13 protein-coding genes are annotated in these 17763 nt (G+C 68.8%); 7 read left to right on the forward strand and 6 right to left on the reverse strand.

All coding sequences use genetic code 11. The annotated features are described in order from the left end of the window. Nucleotides 1–695: 695 nt before the first annotated feature. The 4 genes from AB0B96_RS38310 to AB0B96_RS38325 all read left to right on the forward strand — a co-directional run bounded on the left by AB0B96_RS38310 (nt 696) and on the right by AB0B96_RS38325 (nt 5649). Nucleotides 696–2207 (forward strand): carboxyl transferase domain-containing protein, encoded by a 1512-nt coding sequence (locus AB0B96_RS38310; RefSeq protein ID WP_362906900.1) that lies wholly within the window; start codon nt 696–698, stop codon nt 2205–2207. Between the two features lie 203 nt (nt 2208–2410). Continuing rightward, a complete protein-coding gene (ccrA, locus tag AB0B96_RS38315; protein WP_362906920.1) occupies nt 2411–3772 on the forward strand; it encodes a crotonyl-CoA carboxylase/reductase in 1362 nt (453 codons plus the stop codon). A 6-nt stretch (nt 3773–3778) separates the two neighbouring features. Beyond that, nucleotides 3779–4792, forward strand: coding sequence for a ketoacyl-ACP synthase III (locus AB0B96_RS38320; RefSeq protein ID WP_362906902.1), 1014 nt, complete (start codon nt 3779–3781; stop codon nt 4790–4792). Beyond that, the gene (locus AB0B96_RS38325; protein ID WP_350950186.1) at nt 4789–5649 is read left to right on the forward strand and encodes a 3-hydroxybutyryl-CoA dehydrogenase; all 861 of its coding nucleotides are present in this window, start codon (nt 4789–4791) and stop codon (nt 5647–5649) included. Before AB0B96_RS38320 ends, AB0B96_RS38325 begins: the two co-directional genes overlap by 4 nt. Nucleotides 5650–6018: 369 nt before the next feature. Here the strand turns inward: AB0B96_RS38325 and AB0B96_RS38330 are convergent, their stop codons facing one another. Further along, on the reverse strand, nt 6019–6816 hold the full coding sequence (locus tag AB0B96_RS38330; protein ID WP_362906904.1) for an alpha/beta fold hydrolase: 798 nt from the start codon (nt 6814–6816) through the stop codon (nt 6019–6021). A gap of 623 nt (nt 6817–7439) precedes the next feature. Here AB0B96_RS38330 and AB0B96_RS38335 point away from each other — a divergent pair. After that, nucleotides 7440–10205, forward strand: a complete 2766-nt coding sequence (locus AB0B96_RS38335) for an AAA family ATPase (RefSeq protein ID WP_362906906.1) — start codon at nt 7440–7442, stop codon at nt 10203–10205. A gap of 62 nt (nt 10206–10267) precedes the next feature. Here AB0B96_RS38335 and AB0B96_RS38340 read toward each other — a convergent pair whose 3' ends face one another. Next, entirely contained in the window at nt 10268–11806 is a 1539-nt protein-coding gene (locus AB0B96_RS38340; RefSeq protein WP_362906908.1) for an MFS transporter, read from the reverse strand. Nucleotides 11807–12100: 294 nt separating this feature from the next. Here AB0B96_RS38340 and AB0B96_RS38345 point away from each other — a divergent pair, with 294 nt between their 5' ends. After that, entirely contained in the window at nt 12101–13012 is a 912-nt protein-coding gene (locus tag AB0B96_RS38345; protein WP_362906910.1) for a TetR/AcrR family transcriptional regulator, read from the forward strand. 128 nt (nt 13013–13140) lie between these two features. Here the strand turns inward: AB0B96_RS38345 and AB0B96_RS38350 are convergent, their stop codons facing one another. After that, a complete protein-coding gene (locus AB0B96_RS38350) occupies nt 13141–13431 on the reverse strand; it encodes a DUF5988 family protein (protein WP_350950191.1) in 291 nt (96 codons plus the stop codon). 87 nt (nt 13432–13518) lie between these two features. Then, nucleotides 13519–14391 (reverse strand): glucose-1-phosphate thymidylyltransferase RfbA, encoded by an 873-nt coding sequence (gene rfbA / locus AB0B96_RS38355; protein ID WP_362906913.1) that lies wholly within the window; start codon nt 14389–14391, stop codon nt 13519–13521. Nucleotides 14392–14744: 353 nt separating this feature from the next. Here rfbA and rfbB point away from each other — a divergent pair, with 353 nt between their 5' ends. Beyond that, the gene (gene rfbB / locus AB0B96_RS38360; protein WP_350950193.1) at nt 14745–15719 is read left to right on the forward strand and encodes a dTDP-glucose 4,6-dehydratase; all 975 of its coding nucleotides are present in this window, start codon (nt 14745–14747) and stop codon (nt 15717–15719) included. Between the two features lie 181 nt (nt 15720–15900). Here the strand turns inward: rfbB and rfbC are convergent, their stop codons facing one another. Both rfbC and AB0B96_RS38370 read right to left on the reverse strand, forming a co-directional pair. Further along, the gene (rfbC, locus tag AB0B96_RS38365) at nt 15901–16500 is read right to left on the reverse strand and encodes a dTDP-4-dehydrorhamnose 3,5-epimerase (protein WP_362906915.1); all 600 of its coding nucleotides are present in this window, start codon (nt 16498–16500) and stop codon (nt 15901–15903) included. Nucleotides 16501–16772: 272 nt separating this feature from the next. Continuing rightward, on the reverse strand, nt 16773–17591 hold the full coding sequence (locus AB0B96_RS38370) for a 4'-phosphopantetheinyl transferase superfamily protein (RefSeq protein ID WP_362906918.1): 819 nt from the start codon (nt 17589–17591) through the stop codon (nt 16773–16775). Nucleotides 17592–17763: the final 172 nt, after the last annotated feature.

Here is a 17763-nt window from a genome sequence, read left to right on the forward strand (position 1 = left end):
TCCTCGCACCATCGGAACGGGCATCGTTGAATCACGCCCGGTCGAATGCGAATTCATCGCGAATCGGCATTCCCGGAAACGTGTTCCGCGCCGACCCCTCTCGTGCCCCGCCTTTCCGCCGCCTGCCTTCGGAAGGGGAGGACGTGTTTCACAGAGGCTCGGCGAACTGGATCACACGTCCGGCGCCGTTTCTCGTTGACACCGTTCATGGTTGTCAGCGGCACCGCGCGGGACAACCCCTACCTGCCCCTTAACGAGGCACGCGGGACCGTTCAGCTCACGGCGTCCGCGACGGGCCGGTCAGCGGCGGAGGCTCCGCACGCTCCTGATCTGCGAACAGGTGCCGGCATCTCCGCCCGGGGCCGCTGACGTGCACCCGCGGAGGGCTCGGTCTCCCCGACCGGCCCCGGCCGGCCCCGACCGGCGCCGCGGGAGGATCCGGCGCCGCGCGACCGGCGCGGCGCGGCCATTCGGATGGACAATCCGTTAGGGGTGCGATAAGGGTTGGTGCTCACCTGGACGACATATAGCGTTTCCCCCACATGACGGGTAAAAACTGCGAACCCCTGTGGCGGTGACTGCGAAACCCTCCCGGCCGCCGGCCGCCGATCGCGCCCGTACCTGATTTCGATGGGGGTGCCCCACGTGCAAGGAAAAACGCCCTTCACCGTGTCGACTTTTCTTGGGAATGGATTATGGCACTGACCGTCGGCTATCCGAGCACTCAGCGGGGACCGGAACTCGACCAGCGGGGACCCGAACCCGCCCACCGAGAGCCCGAGCTCGACCAGCGGGGACCGGAACTCGTCCGGCGAGAGCCCGAGCTCGACCAGCGCGCACCGGCCGTCCGCCTGGCACGGCTGCTCGACCCGGGCTCCCTGGTCCCGCTGCACGAGGCGGACTCCAGCGGTGTGTCCGCCGTGCGGGGCCGTGTCTCGGGCATCGATGTGATCGCCTACTGCACCGACGCCACCGACATGGGCGGCGCGATGGGCGCCGCGGGCAGCGCCAGGGTCGTGAACGCCATCGACACGGCCCTGCTGGAGGGGGCACCGGTGATCGGCCTGTGGCACTCCGGTGGCGCCAGGCTGGCCGACGGCGTCGAGTCGATGGACGGCGTGGGCCGGATGTTCGCCGCGATGACCAGAGCCTCCGGCCGGGTGCCCCAGGTGTCGGTGGTCCTCGGCCCGGCGGCGGGCGCCGCCGCGTACGGGCCCGCGCTCACCGATGTGGTGATCATGTCGGAGGCCGGCCGGATGTTCGTGACCGGACCCGACGTGGTGCGTGCCGTCACCGGTGAGCGGATCGACATGGAGTCCCTCGGCGGGACCGTCGCGCACGGCGGCAAGTCCGGTGTGGCGCACGTGGTGGTCGCCTCGGAGGCCGAGGCCTACGAACAGGCGCGCCGGACCGTCGATCTCCTCACCCGCCGGTCCGTCTTCGACGTCGCCGCGGCGCGCGAGGGAACGGACCCTCGGGCACTGCTGCCGGACAACCCTCGCCGGGCCTACGACGTGCGCCCCCTGCTGCGCGAGATCCTCGACCCCGGCGCCCCCTTCGTGGAGATGCAGCCCCGCTGGGCGGCGAACGTGGTCGTCGGCCTGGGCCGGCTCGCCGGGGGGTCGGTCGGCGTGGTCGCCAACAACCCGCTGCGCAAGGGCGGCTGCCTCGACTCGCTGAGCGCGGAGAAGGCGGCCAGGTTCGTTCGCATGTGCGACGCGTTCGAGGTGCCGCTGGTGGTCGTCGTGGACGTGCCGGGCTACCTGCCGGGTGTCGGGCAGGAGTGGGGTGGAGTGATCCGGCGCGGGGCCAAGCTCCTGCACGCCTTCGCCGAGGCGGTCGTCCCACGGGTCACCCTCGTCACCCGCCAGTCCTACGGCGGGGCGTACATCGCGATGAACTCCCGGTCCCTGGGCGCCACCGCGGTGTACGCCTGGCCGGACGCGAAGGTCGCGGTGATGAGCGCGGAGGCCGCGGTCGGCGTGCTGCACCGCAAGCGGCTCGCCGCCGCCCCTGACGACGAACGCGAGGCGCTGCGGCTGCGGCTCGTCGACGAGCACGTCCGTACCGCGGGCGGGGTGAACCGCGCCCTCTCCCTCGGTGTCGTCGACGAGGTGATCAACCCGGTGGACACCCGCCGCAGGATCGCCGAGGCCCTCGCCGCCGCCCCGGCCCGGCGTGGCCGACACGGGAACATCCCGCTCTGAACCTCTCCCCCGATCTCTCCCTCGAGTCCCGTGACCGTCGCGGCAAGACCACTTCAGGGCCGAAGGCGGGCCCGCCCGCAGAGGGCCGTCGCCGCAGGCAGACCCACCACACCGAAAGGAGCCGGTGGATTCCGATGAACGCCGTTTCCCCCGACCTGCCCTTCCCACGCCGGACGACTCCGGCGGCCCTCACCGCGGATCCGATGGCCGAGGCCGTGCTCGGCGGGGCGTCCCCCGACCAGCTGGCACGGACCCCGGTGCCGGAGGACTACCTCGCCGCCCACCTGCGGATCGAGGACGTCGACATGTTCACCGGCATCGAGGACAAGGACGTGCGCAAGTCGATGCGCGTCGGGCGGGTGCCGATGCCCGAGCTCGCCCCCGACGAGGTCCTGATCGCGGTGATGGCGAGTTCCATCAACTACAACACGGTCTGGTCGTCGATCTTCGAGCCGCTGCCGACGTTCAATTTCCTGAAGCGGTTCGGCGCCACCGGCGGGTTCGCGACCAGGCACGACCTTCCGTATCACGTCGTGGGGTCCGACTGCGCCGGGGTGATCGTACGGGCCGGCGTCGGAGTGCGCCGCTGGCGGGTGGGCGACCGTGTCGTGGTGAGCCCGATCCAGGTCGACGACCAGGAGCCGGCGACGCACGGCGACGGCATGCTCGGCGCCGAGCAGCGCGCCTGGGGCTACGAGACGAACTTCGGGGCGCTCGCCCACTACACGGTGGTGCGCGCCAGCCAGTTGATCCCCAAACCCGCCCATCTCACCTGGGAGGAGGCCGCCAGCATCACGCTGTGCGCCGGCACGGCCTACCGCATGCTGGTCAGCCGCCAGGGGGCGGACATGAAGCAGGGCGACATCGTCCTCATCTGGGGCGCGACCGGCGGGCTCGGCGGATACGCCGTGCAGATGGTGAAGAACGGCGGCGGCATCCCGGTCGGGGTGGTCGGCTCCGCGTCGAAGGCCGCGGCCCTGGAACGGCTCGGCTGCGACATCGTCATCAACCGCAGCGAGATCGGAATGGGCGGCGACGCCCCCGGCAGCCCGGAGCGGACGATCGAGCTGGGCAAACGCCTCGGAAAGATCATCCGGGAGAGGGCGGGCGGGGACCCGCACATCGTCTTCGACTACATCGGCCGGGCCACGTTCGGGATCTCGGTGTTCGTGGCCCGCCGCGGCGGCACGGTCGTCACCTGCGGCTCCAGTACGGGCTACCAGCACCGGTTCGACAACCGCTATCTCTGGATGAACCTCAAGCGCATCATCGGCAGCCACGCGGCCAACATGCAGGAGCTGTGGGAGTGTCTGCGGCTGTTCGAACTCGGCAAGCTGGTGCCGACCCTGTCGTCGTTGTACCCGCTCGCGGAGGTCGCCGAGGCCGCCCGGCTGGTGCAGACCAACACCCACCTGGGCAAGGTGGGCGTGCTGTGCATGGCCCCCGAGCCCGGCCTCGGCGTGACCGATCCCGAACTGCGGGCCAGGCTCGGCGAGGAGAGGCTGAACCCGCTGCGAGACCCGTCGGCCCCGCGCGACACGCCCCTCCTCGCCGGAAAGGTGTAGGCGACCGTGACCAGGCGAACCGCCGGAATCCTGGCGACCGGCTCGTACCTTCCGAAGGAGGAGGTCGGCAACGCGCAGATCGCGGAACGAGCCGGTGTCACCCCGGAATGGATACTGCGCAAGACCCGGATCTCCTTCCGGCGGTACGCCGCGCGGGACGAGGCGACCTCGGACCTCGCGGCGCGGGCCGCGATGAGCGCGATCGAACAGGCCGGCGTCGACGTCGACCGGATCGGTTACGTCATCGTCGCCACCTCGACGGGTGACCACCCGCAACCGCCCACCTCCTACCTCGTGCAGAACGCGCTCGGCGCCTACGGCGCCGCCTGCTTCGACATCAACGTCGTGTGCAGCGGGTTCGTGTACGGCCTCGCCCTGGCGAAGGCCCTGCTCTCGCTCCAGCCCGACACCTACGCGCTCGTGGTGGGCGCGGACCTCTACTCGCGTTCTCTCGACTTCACCGATCGCCGCACCTCGGTGCTCTTCGGGGACGGCGCCGGCGCCGCCCTGGTCGGCATGGTGCCCGAGCCGTACGGGATGATCGCCTGTGACCTGTCCAGCCGGGGCGAGGCGAGCGGGCTCATCGGCGTCAAGGCCGGGGGCAGCAGGTTCCCGGCCTCGCACGAGACCGTCGCGGCCGGTGAGCACTACTTCAGGATGGACGGCCGCGGGGTGCGGGACTTCGTGATGGAGAACGTCCCGCCCGCGGTGGAAAGGCTGGTGGTCGGTGCCGGGTACGGCCTCGACCAGGTCGACGCTTTCGTGCCGCACCAGGCCAACGGGGCGCTGCTCGGCGAGCTGGTGGAGCGCTGCGGGCTCACCGGCGCGCACACCCCGCGCACCGTGGAGTGCTACGGGAACATGGGAAGCGCCTCGGTGCCGGTGGCGCTCGACGAGGCCAACAGAGCGGGCATGCTCGGCGACGGCGACCTGGTGCTGCTCGCCGGTTTCGGCGGCGGCATGTCGATGGGCACGAGCCTGATTCGCTGGTCCGCGACCACACGTCTGGAGACGAGATGAGCGACATCCACAGGGTCGGTATCGTCGGATGCGGGCTGATGGGCTCGGGTATCGCCGACGTGTGCGCCCGCGCGGGGCTGGACGTGCGGGTCGTGGCCTCCAGCGGCGCCTCGATGAACCGGGGACGGCAGCGGCTGCTGAGATCCCTCGACGGCGGGCTGCGCAAGGCGACGATCACCGAGACGGAGCGAAGCGAGGCGCTGGAACGGGTCTCCTTCACCTGCGACCTCTACGATCTGGGCGACCGGCAGATCGTCTTCGAGGCCGTCCCCGAGCACGAGCCGACCAAGCTCGACCTGTTCCGCGCCCTGGACAAGATCGTGGAGGATCCGGACGCGATCCTGGCGTCGAACACGTCGTCCATCCCGATCATCAGGATGGCGAGGGCCACCGAGCGGCCCGGCCAGGTGGTCGGCGTGCACTTCTTCAATCCCGTGCCCGTCATGCCGCTGGTGGAGCTGATCGGGTCGCTGCTCACCGAGGACGAGCCCCTGGCACGGGCGGAGGCGTTCGTCACCGGAACGCTCGGCAAGCAGGCGATCCGCTCCTCCGACCGGGCGGGCTTCGTGGTCAACGCCCTGATCATCCCGTACCTGCTGTCGGCCATCCGGATGGTGGAGACGGGGTTCGCCACCGCCGACGTGATCGACAAGGGGATGGTGCTGGGCTGCTCGCACCCGATGGGTCCGCTGAGGCTCGCCGACCTGATCGGGCTGGACACGGTGGCCTCGATCGCCGGCGCGCTGTACGGGGAGTTCAGGGAGCCGCAGTACGCGCCTCCGCCGATACTGCTGCGCATGGTCGAGGGCGGCCTCCTCGGTAAGAAGACCGGCCGAGGATTCCACGTCTACTCCTGATATCCCTCTGTTCCCTGAAACGGCGCCTGGACACGGTCCGGCGCCGTTCTCGCATCTGTACGCGGGGACGAGGCGTGTGGCCGGAGCACATGGTCGGGGCGTGTGGCCGGGGCACGTCGCCCGTCCATGCCCGTCCATGCCCGTCCATGCCCGTCCATGCCCGTCCATGCCCGCGCGCGCCCGTGCGCGAGCACGGGTGGGCGCGCACGAACGAGAGCGCGGGACGGGGGCGCGGCGAAGCGTTTCGACGCGAGGGCACGGTCGTTTCCGCGCGGCGGGCGGCCATTTCAACACAGGGCGGGCGATACGCGAAAAGCGAAAGACGTCATTTCAACACGGAGAGGGCGCGTGACGCCCCCGGGCAGGGCCTCAGCGGCGCGAGTCCGCGGCGAGCAGGGCCGACGAGACGCGGCCGGCGACGAGGGCGACGATCTCCTCGGCGTGGTCGGTGAGGTAGAAATGGCCGCCGGGAAAGAACCGCGCCTCGAACCGTGCCCGCGTATGGTCGCGCCACGCCCGCACGTCGTCCGGGCGGGCCTTCGGGTCGTCGATACCGGACAGGGCGGTGACCGGGCACGACAGCCCCGGCCCCGGCCGGTGGCGGTAGGTCTCGACGGCCCGGTAGTCGCTCCTCACCACGGGCAGCATCGCCCGCATGAAGTCGTCGTCGCCGAGCACCATCGTGGCGGTCCCGCCCAGTGCGCGCAGTTCGGCCAGGAGCTCGTCGTCCGGCCGCAGGTGCGTCCGGTCGTCCCGGTGGATCGACGGGGCGCGCCGCCCCGAGACGAACAGTTCCAGCGGCGCCGTACCGCGCCTCTCCAGCCTGCGGGCCACCTCGAAGGCGACGAGAGCCCCCATGCTGTGCCCGAAGAGCGCCAGGGGGCGCGTGACGGCCCGGGCCGGTAGTGCCGCGACGATCCGGTCGGCCAGCTCGTCGATGTCCTCGACACACCTCTCGGCGCGCCGATCCTGCCTGCCCGGATACTGCACCGCGAGCACCTCGACCGTGGGCGGGGCGAGGCGCGCGACCGGAAGGTAGAAGCTCGCGGAGCCCCCGGCGTGCGGGAAGCAGACCAGCGTGGCCGGTGCCCGCTCGGCCCGCTCCCCCGCCTGCCCGAAAAGGAGGCGCCGGACCCACATGTCGTCGCCGTCCTTGACTGCGCTCATGACTCCCACCCCGTCTCGACCATCGCGTTCCGGCCGGCGCGTCTCGATCCCGCCATCCAGGACGACCGGTCATCGGCGGCCTTTTCGACAGCCGGAATCAGGTCTCCGATAGATCCAAAATCATCGACCTCTTTCACATCAATACCTCGGAAGGAATATAATCCATCTCGCCCTGCACTCCCGCAAGCATTCGTCACCCACCGTCATACGCCAATCACATTACGGCAACATCTGGCCGTCGGCATGCGGAAGGATATCCAAAGTAGCCTGCGACGATCCAGGGAAGCAGCCCTTCGCGCCCCCCTAAATCAACCCCGTCGATAAGGGTTAATAGGGGGTTTGCATTTTCGCCGAGAGCCATAGATGATCCCGCTGGGGCGGATACGGGGTTACCGCCTGGTTAAGCGTTCTGGATGCCGTGATGAAACTAGGTGCGAGAGAATGACGAAATCATGGACAGCGCCGTGATGAAATTCTGAAATGGCATCCTACCGCCGTCGGCAGTTCCGTCGGAAAAGAGGAAAGGTTGACGTCACCTACCGGCAAATACAGGTTTCCTTCTCTTACCAGCCGGGTGTTATCGTTCCATCATCTGCTTTCATCTAGGGTGGACGGGGAGCCCTATGATACTTATCGAGCGGGACAACGAAACCACTTTTCTCACAAACCTGCTTTCGGATTGTGCGCGCGGCCGTGGCCGGGTGGCGACGATCACGAGCCCTACCGCGACCGGCAAGACCGAGCTGGTGTACGCCTTCGGTCGCAGCGCCGTCGAGTCGAAGGTCACCTGGCTGAGCGCCACCTGCTCAGGGGCGGACCAGAAGGTGCCCCTCGGCGTGGTGAGCCAGATCTTCCACAACGCGGCACTCCCCATCGACCACGCCTTCCGAGCGGCACAGCTCATCGAGGACGCCGTGCTCGGGGCGAAGTCGTCCGGTGAGCGCCCCGAGGAGTCCGATTGGCTCCGTATCACCCAGGGCCTGTGGGCCATTGTCCTCGAACTCTCCAAGTCGAATACCGTGCTCATCACCGTGGACGACATCGAATACGCGGACTCCCTTTCCTGGCAGCTTCTGCTCAACTTCGTCCATCGGCAGAAGAGTGCCAACGTGCTCATTCTACTGACGGCCACAGAGGGCCTTCAGGGAATGGATCCGCATCTCGAGATAAACCTTATGCGCCATCCTCACTACGAGCGCATAACACTGGCACCGCTTTCCCTGCGAGGCGTCATCAAGACACTGTCCGCTTTTGTCGGCAACACTGCGGCGGTTAAGTTCGGCCCAGCGGCCCACAATGTAAGTGGAGGCAACCCGCTGCTGGTCAAGGCATTAATGGAAGACTACAAGAGTGCCGGCGAACCGGATAACCTCATCGTCTCCGACGCATTCTCCCGATCGGTCCGGGCTCTCCTGCACCGCAGCGATCCCACCATGTTGCTGGTCGCCCACGGGCTCGCGATACTTGGGGACCTCGCCCTGCCGACTCTTCTCTCGGAGTTACTCGGCATCACGACGACAATGGTGAACCAGGCGCTGAACCGTCTCGGTGTCATCGGCATTGTTGACTCGCTACGTTTTCGGCACCCCGCGGCCAGGTCCGCCGTGCTCGACGACCTCGACCCGCATCGGCGTCAGGAAATGCATCGGCTCGCCGCGCGGCTTCTCCACGCGGAGGGGGCCGCGGCCACCGTGGTCGCCGAACATCTCATCGGCTCGCCCCGCTTCCGGGAGTCCTGGGCACTGGCCGAGCTCCGCGAGGCCGCCGAGCAGGCGCTCACGAACGACCGGCACGAGTTCGCGGTCCAGTGCCTGAAGCTCGCCCTGCAGCTGTGCGACGACGACCGGCAGCGCACGACGACCACGGCGATGCTCGCCCGGGCGGAGTGGCGCCTCAACCCCGCCGCCGCCAACCGGTACGTCGACCGGCTCGTCGCGGACGCCCGCGAGAACAGGCTGGGCTTCGACGAGCTGGACACCCTGCTGGGGTTCCTGCTCTGGCACGGGCAGCACGACGAGGCCGTGGAGGTGCTCGAACGGCTGACCGAGCTGGCAGGCGAACCCTGCGCCGACGAGGAGGCGGCCTGGCTCGACGTCCTTCGCCACCGGCTGTCGTGCATCCACCCCCCGGTCCTCGCCCGTGCCCGCGTCGTCGCGAGCGCCGACTCCGTGACGAGGCCGGCGTGGACGACGTGGACGACGGTCGAGAGCGGTCCGCACTCGCGGGCGGCGGCCCTGCTCGCAGGCGTCCTGCGGGACGGCCCGGACGAGAACACGCTCAGGACCGCCGAGCGCGTGCTGCACTCCACCTCGCTGGACGACGTGAACCTGGAGACCGTGGGGGCGGCGCTCCTCGCCCTGGTCTACTCCGACCGCCCCGACAAGGCCGCGCTCTGGTGCGACCTCCTGTACTCGGAGGCCGTGCGGCGCCGCTCCCCCACCTGGCGGGCGCTACTCGCCTCCCTGCGGGCGAGCATCGCCATCCGCCAGGGGGACCTGTTGACCGCCGAGGAGTACGCGCGTGCCGCACTGGACATCCTGCCGCCCCGGAGCCTGGGCGTCCTCGTCGCGTTGCCACTCGCCGTACTGATCCGCGCCACCACCGAGATGGGTAAGTACGACGTCGCCGAGCGCCATCTCAGATGGCCGGTGCCCAACGCGATCTTCCAGACCCACTTCGGGCTCCACTATCTGCAGGCCCGTGCCCACTACTATCTGGCGACGAACCACTCGCACGCCGCGCTCAACGACTTCTCGACCTGCGGGCGGTTGATGCGTGCCTGGAATCTGGACACCCCGGCGCTGGTGCCGTGGCGTCACGGCGCCGCGGCCGCCCTGCTCCAGTTGGAACAGCGGGAACAGGCACGGACCCTGCTGGAGCAGCCCTACGAGCTGTCCGGCGGCGACTCGCTCAGGACACGGGGGATCTCACAGCGTCTCCTCGCCGCCACCAGCGACCTCAGGCAGCGTCCGTCCATGCTCCGGGAGGCGATCGACACGCTCCAGAGCGCGGGCGACCGCCTGGAGATGGCCTACGCGCTGGTCGACCTCACCCACACCCTCAACGAGCTCGGCGAGCCCAACAAGGCACGGATGATCGGCTATCGTGCCGACAGCGTGGCCGGCGAGTGCCGGGCCGAGCCGCTGCGGCAGGCCGTACGGCACAACAGCGACGGCTACGACAGCGGCGACGGTCTGGAGAGCATGAACGTGCTCAGTGACGCCGAGCAGCGCGTCGCCTCGCTCGCCGCGCTCGGCTACACCAACCGCGAGATCTCCAGAAAGATCTACATCACCGTCAGCACCGTGGAGCAGCATCTGACCCGCATCTACCGCAAGCTCAACGTGAAAGGCCGCAGGGATCTGCCGGCGCAGTTCTCGCAGATGTGAATGACCGGCTCGCCGCCCGTGCCCGTCCGGCCGGGGCTTCCGGGGGGCACGGGCGGCGAGGGTCACTCGGTACGACCGTCCACCTGCGGGGTGTCCACTCGTACCGATCGGAGAAGGATCGTGGCGAGAACCGCCGTCAACGCCATGATGACGGCTCCGAGGACGGCGGCCACCTGCATGCCGCCGGTGAAGGCCGAACGGGCGGCGTCGAGCAGGGCCGCCCCGGTCTGCTCCGGCAGCCTCGCGGCCACCCCGAGCGCACCGCCGAGGGTCTCGCGCGCCGCCTCGGCGTCTTCGGGGGGCAGGGCGGGCGCCGAGGCGACGAACCTCTCGCCGTAGACGGACAGGCCGACGCTGCCCAGGATCGCGATACCGAGCGCGCCCCCGAGTTCGGTGGCGGCCTCCATGACCGCGGACGCCGAGCCGGCGCGTTCCGGCGGGGCGGCAGCGACGATCATGTCGGATGCCACCGCCTGCACTGCTCCGATACCGGATCCCAGCAGGAGCAGACCGCTGACGAGAAACCACCGCTCGGAGTCCACGTCGATCAGGCTCATCACGACGAAGCCTCCGGCGGCGAGCGCCATGCCGCCGCCCATGATGAATCCCGGACGCGCCCACTTCGCGATCACGGCGGCCAGTACGGAACCGGCGAGGGCCGCACCCGCCGCGGGAAGGGTGAGCAACCCCGCGGTGAACGGCCGCAATCCGAGCACCATCTGCAGATACTGGGCGATGAAGTAGAACAGCCCCACCAGGGCGAAGATCGCGAGTGTGCTCGTGATCAGCGACATGCTGAAGGGCCGGCTGGAGAACAGTCTCAGGTCGAGCATCGGGTCGGGCAGCAACCGCTGCCTGCGCAGGAACACGACACCGAACGCCAGCCCGACGATCACGCCGGTCAGGGCCTGGAGTTCGAAGCCGTCGGCGGCGAACTGCTTGATCCCGTAGACCGTCGGCAGCAGGGCCGCCAGCGACAGCAGGGCGCTGATCAGGTCGAACCTTCCGGGGCGGGGGTCGCGGTACTCCGGCAGCACGATCGGTCCCAGCAGCAGGAGCAGGACCATGACCGGCACATTGATCAGGAACACCGATCCCCACCAGAAACGCTCCAGGAGCCAGCCTCCGACGATCGGTCCCAGCACGCTGCCTCCGGCGAAGCCCGCGGCCCACACGGCGATGGCCATCCGACGCTGTCCGGGGTCATGGAACATGTTGCGGATCAGCGCGAGGGTCGGCGGCATCAGGCTCGCCGCCGCCGCGCCCTGCAGGGCGCGGGCCACGACGAGCAGCTCGGCGCTGGGGGCGTAGGCGGCGACGGCCGACGTGACACAGAACGCGGTGGCACCGATCAGCAGCAGTTTCCTGCGGCCGATCCTGTCACCCAGGGTGCCCATCGGAATCAGCAGACCGGCCAGCAGGAAGGCGTAGATGTCGACGATCCACAGCAGCTGAGAACCGGTCGGCGCGAGGTCCGCGCTCAGGAAGGGGAGCGCGAAGTACAGCACCGTCACGGTCACGGAGATGAGCAGGACGGGCAGGACCAGCACCGCGAGGCCGAGCCATTCCCTCCGCCCGGCTGTGGCTACGCCCTGTGTCATGACTACAACTCCTTGGGTACTTCGTACATCAAATAGACGCATACATCGTACGCACAACTCTTCGGAGAGCACAACGGCTCGTCCTCAGATCGACCTTGACTTCTGAAAAGTTCCAGATAAACCCTAGAGAACAGCGGGTTAGCACCTAATGACACCTCACTCCCACTGGTTATTTCATCACGCTTGGATCGCTAATTACGTCACAAAAAGCATGTGCTAGAGTTTCGTCACACGGCTGTGCATCTGGAATCGGACGGGGACCACATGTTGACGTGCACACAATGTGGAAAGCCTTTGAACGCCGCACCTCGGGGACGACGCCCCCGGTACTGCTCCCGCGCCTGTCAGGCGCGGGCCTACCGTGCCCGGACCGCCGAGCGGTCCGCGCAGTCCGCCGGACGGACCCCGGCCTCCGCGCTGCGGGTCGCGCCCCCCAACGTTTCCCTCTCCGCGGCGCCGGGATGCACCCCCGCCGCGGACCATGCCCCGCTCCGGCAGAGCGCCGACGATCTGGCCATACACCACGAACCCCCGAGCGGCCTGAGCACGGAGCGGATCGTACGCACCGCGGTCCGGATCGCCGACACCGAAGGACTGGACGCGTTGTCGATGCGCCGCGTCGCGACCGAGCTGGGCGCCGGCACGATGTCGCTGTACCGCTACGTGTCGGGCAAGGACGCGCTCGTCGAGTTGATGGTCGAGGTCGTCTTCGGGGAGACCTCCTATCCGGTCTCCGTACCGGGAGGCTGGCGCACCAGGCTGGAGATCGCGGCACGAAGGGAGTGGGGGATGTACTCCAGGCACCCCTGGGCGCTGCGGGTCATCGCCACCCCCCAGCCGCCGCTCGGGCCGAACGTGCTCGCCGATGTCGAGTGGGCGATGCGCGCCATGGACGGCCTCGGCCTCGACCCGATGACGATGCACTGGGTGGCCATGATGGTGAGCGCCCAGGTGCAGGGCGCGGCCCTGCTGCTGGTGAACGAGCTGGAGGCCGAGCGCCGCACCGGCGTCACGACGAGACAGTGGCGCGCGTCGAAGACGCCGATGCTCCTGGAGATCCTGGAGTCCGGGCAGTTCCCGATGCTGTCCAGGCTGTACGCGCAACAGGACGAGCCGATCGACATCGACGAGTGGTTCGAGTTCAGCCTGCGGCACCTTCTCGACGGTGTCGCCGTCCTGGTGGAGGGCCGGAAGAAGGGGGCGTAGGGCACGCACCCGGATTCGCCCCGCGACCAGCCCGACGGCTCCCGCGGGACGCGAATCACTCCCTGTCCCCGGAAAGCCTTTTTTCGGCAAGTCGTTCATGTATGAAAGAAAAACATCGGAGGACTGCGCTACTCGGCGATTCTGGTCCGGGTCGTCCAACGAAAGACAGCCGCTCCGGAATCATCGGAAACCGATTCCGTCTGCCGCTCGAAGTGCTCGTAGCCATTGTGCCGGGGAATCTTTATCTTTCCGTAGGCCGCCGTCGCGTCGTCGACCCGGAAGGTCCGTGAGATATCAGCAGGACCCCCTTCGAGTACGACGTCGACATATGTCCGTTCGAGCTGCGATGCGGCGAATCCGGAATGGCCCTGCCCTTCCGCCCCGCTCTCCTGCCCGCCCTGGTCGATGGAGACGCTCATCTGGAATACCTCCGGTCTGTGTGTTCGGTCGATGTGGTCCGCCGCCGTGGCCGCGGATCGTTTCCGCGCCTCCGACCCCTGGAACGCTCAGCGGAACTCGGCCGCGACGCCGCGTACGTACCGGCCGTAGCTGGAGGCGGAGAGTTCGGCTCCCAGCCGGTCGCAGGTCTCGGCGTCGATGAAGCCCATGCGCAGCGCGACCTCCTCGATGCAGGCGATGCGTACGCCCTGCCGGTTCTCCAGCGCCTGCACGTACTGGGTGGCCTGCAGGATCGACTCCGGCGTGCCGGCGTCGATCCAGGCGAACCCCCTGCCCAGGTCACGCAGGCGCGCCTTGCCCCTTCGCAGGTAGGTGCGGTTGACATCGGTGATCTCCAGCTCCCCCCGGGGGGAGGGCCGCAGGTTCTTGGCGATGTCGATCACGTCGTTGTCGTAGAGGTAGAGGCCGACGATCGCCCTGTTGGACCGGGGATTCGCCGGCTTCTCCTCGATCGAGACGAGCCGGCCTTCGGCATCGGTCTCCCCGATGCCGTAACGCTGGGGATCGCTGACCGGGTAGCCGAACAGCACGCAGCCGTCCACGTCCGCGACGTTCTCCTGGAGGATGTCGTAGAAGGAGTTGCCGTGGAAGATGTTGTCGCCGAGCACGAGGGCGACCGGGTCGCCGCCGATGTGGTCGGCGCCGATGACGAAGGCGTCGGCCAGGCCCTTCGGCTCGTCCTGCTGCGCGTAGCTGATGTCGAGCCCCAGATGTGACCCGTCCCGCAACAGGCGGGTCAGCTGCGGCAGGTCGGCGGGGGTGGAGATGATCATGATCTCCCTGATGCCCGCGAGCATGAGCGTCGACAGCGGATAGTAGATCATCGGCTTGTCGTTCACGGGGAGAAGCTGCTTGGAGACCGCGAGCGTGAGCGGATACAACCTCGTGCCGTGGCCGCCCGCGAGAATGATGCCTTTCATGGAAAAGCCCTTCATGACGAAGTCGGCCAACGGTGGTCAATCGGATAGGAAGCCGACCGGTACCAAAAAGACTCACATGGCGCATAGGGGGCATCAACCCCCTACCGTCTCCCTTAATCCCCCTATTTCCTCCAGTCGAATTCATCGCCCGTGGGCAGGGCTTCTCACACCGGATCTCACCGCCTACAGTCGGAGCCGCGGCCCCGGAATTCCGCGCCGACGAATCATCTCCAAAAACCATGCGTGCCGAAATTCCAAACATCCGCGCATTCACGGAAGGGCACCGCCCCCGCGACGCCCACAGCCATGAGGGCGGGTCTCCCGTCCAGCGATCACAGCGAGGTGGATCTCCGTTGAGAATTCTCGTCACCGGGGGTGCCGGATTCATCGGTTCCCACTACGTACGCACCCTTCTCGGCACGGACGGCCCGGCGACTGTCACCGTGCTGGACAAACTCACCTACGCGGGCAACCCGGCCAACCTCGACCCGGTCCGCGACAGTGACCGCTTCGCGTTCGTCCAGGGCGACATCTGCGACACCGAACTCGTCGGCGAACTCGTCTCCCGGCACGACCAGGTGGTGCACTTCGCCGCCGAGTCCCACGTCGACCGGTCGATCCTCGGCGCCGGCGAGTTCGTGCGGACCAACGTGGTGGGCACCCAGACCCTCCTGGACGCGGCACTCCGCGGCGGGCCCGCGACCTTCGTGTACGTCTCCACCGACGAGGTCTACGGCTCGATCGAAGAGGGGTCCTGGCCGGAGACCGACCCGCTGAGCCCCAACTCCCCCTACGCGGCCTCCAAGGCGGCCGGCGACCTGCTGTCACTCTCCTACCACCGCACCCACGGCCTGGACGTGCGGGTGACCCGCTGCTCCAACAACTACGGGCCCCACCACTTCCCCGAGAAGGTCATCCCGCTGTTCATCACCAACCTGCTCGACGGACTGAAGGTCCCGCTGTACGGCGACGGCCTCAACGTCCGCGACTGGCTGCACGTCGACGACCACGTCAGGGGCATCGAGCTGGTCCGCACGGCGGGCCGCCCCGGTGAGGTCTACAACATCGGCGGCGGCACCGAGCTGAGCAACAGGGAACTCACCGGCCTCCTCCTGGAGGCCCTGGGCGCGGACGAGAGCAGCATCGCCTACGTGGAAGACCGTAAGGGCCACGACCGCCGCTACTCCGTCGACTGGACCAAGATCGAGCGGGAGCTGGGCTACCGCCCGCGCAAGGACTTCGCGACGGGCCTGGCCGAGACCGTGGCCTGGTACCGCGACAACCGGGCCTGGTGGGAGCCGCTCAAGGCGGGGCTGCGGACCGGCTGACCCGTCCTTCCCGCCCCCGTACGGCGCGGGTCCCCGCACAACGGTCGTACCGGGGCCCCGCACCATCCCCGGGCCGGTCTCCGGTGGCCCGGGGATGGTGCGGGGCCCCGGAGACGGCCCGGGGCGGAGGCGCGGAGCGCGGGGGAACGCGCCGATGCCGGGACACGAAGGGCGGCGCCGCTCACGCGCGAAGCTTGGCGTACAGGCCACGGCACTCCTCGTACGTGGGGAGCATGCCCCTTCGCCGGGCCTCGGCGAGGGTCGGGGCCGCCTCGTCCTTCTCCGACAGCAGCGGCTCGAGTCCGGCGGGCCACTCGATCCCCAGCTCCGCGTCGAGCGGGTTGATGCCGTGCTCACGGCCGGGCGCGTACCCCTCGGAACAGAGGTAGACCACCGTCGCGTCGTCGGTCAGCGCCATGAAGGCGTGGCCGAGTCCCTCGGAGATGTAGACGGCGCGGTGATCCCGGTCGTCGAGGACCACCGCCTCCCACCTCCCGAAGGTGGGCGATCCGACGCGGATGTCGACGAGTACGTCGAAGACCGCTCCCCTGACGCACTTGACGTACTTGGCCTGGCTGGGCGGGACGTCGGCGAAGTGCACACCGCGCAGCGTCCCCCGGCGCGAGACCGAGTAGTTCGCCTGGGCCAGGGCCAGGCTCTGGCCGGTGGCCTCACGGAAGGGCGCGTCGTGGAACCATTCGTGAAAGCTGCCCCTGCTGTCGGGGAACACCTTCGGTTCGAAGACCCACGCACCGTCGACACCGAGCGGACGCATGCTCATCAGATCTCCTTGAGCGTGGAGGACCCGGGCTGCGGGAGCCCCTTTCCCGCGGAGTCTTCAGGAGCCCCTTCACCCTGGAAACCCCTCATTCACGGAGGCCGACAGGGGTGGCACCCGGTTCGTTCGCCGAGGCCGACCGGGTCGTGCCCGGTTCCCTCACGGAGATCGACAGGGGTGGCACCCTGTCGGATGAGGTCAAAGGACCCGTCGCCGGGTCCGGCGACAGGAGGACACCGGCGTTCGGCGGGACTCCCCCTCCCCCTACTCCGGACTCACGCCCCCGGAGAATCGTGAACGTCCCCTTCGTTCCCCTCGCCCGAGCGGCGGACAGCGCCGTCACCGCCCGGCCGATCGGCGTCACCGCCCGGCCGCGAACTCCCCCGCCTCCGCCGGTGCCCGTCGGCGTTCCTGGCGGCCGAAGGTGCCGCCACGACCGCGACGGCCGTGATCATGAGCCCTCGGCCCACCAGCCATCGGCCGAAGAACTCCTTCAGCTCGACACCGTCGCTCAGCCTCGGCCCCTCGGCCAGCAACCGGGCGTGGAAGCCACCCCAGGCCGGATCGAAGGTGATCGACGCCTCCGTGAAGTCGAGGCGCGGTTCCCGCAGCGGCGCGAGGGGGAACCACGCCTTGTAGACGGACTCCTTCGCGCTGAACAGCAGCCGGTCCCACCTCACCGACGGATCGCGCCGCAGGAGATACGTCACACGGCGCAGTTCCTCGCCGACCGTGATCACCTCCAGCACTCCGGAGGGCAGCGGCTTGTTCGGCTCGGCGTCGATGCCCAGGGTCGTGATGTCACCGGACCGCGCGACGGCGGCGGCCCGGTATCCGGCACAGTGGGTGATGCTGCCGACGACACCCGAGGGCCAGACCGGCGCGCCCTTCACCCCGGGCGGCACCGGCACCGGAGGGTAGCCCAGACGCCCCAGGGCGTCGCGAGCGCACCAACGTCCCGTGGTGAACTCGCGGCGGCGCTTCTCCACCGCCCTGCTGATCACGGCCTCCTCCTCGAAGAACAGGGCGCAGGGCCGCGAGTCGTCGAACACCTCCGATGACCTGACCTCACCCGGCAGTAGATCCTCGATCATGAGGCATGTTCGGAGGTCCGCGGGACCTGCCCGGTCCGGCGAGAGCGTCCGGCACTCGGCCGGACCCCCTCGGCGGGTTTTCCACCCCTCGCGGGGACGGCGTGCGGGCTGCCCGCCGCGAGCGGACCTCGTGTCCTCATGAGGTGGCCGGCTCACGCACGAACCGAAACGG

The organism is Streptosporangium sp. NPDC049046 (assembly GCF_040649155.1).
Taxonomy (GTDB): domain Bacteria; phylum Actinomycetota; class Actinomycetes; order Streptosporangiales; family Streptosporangiaceae; genus Streptosporangium.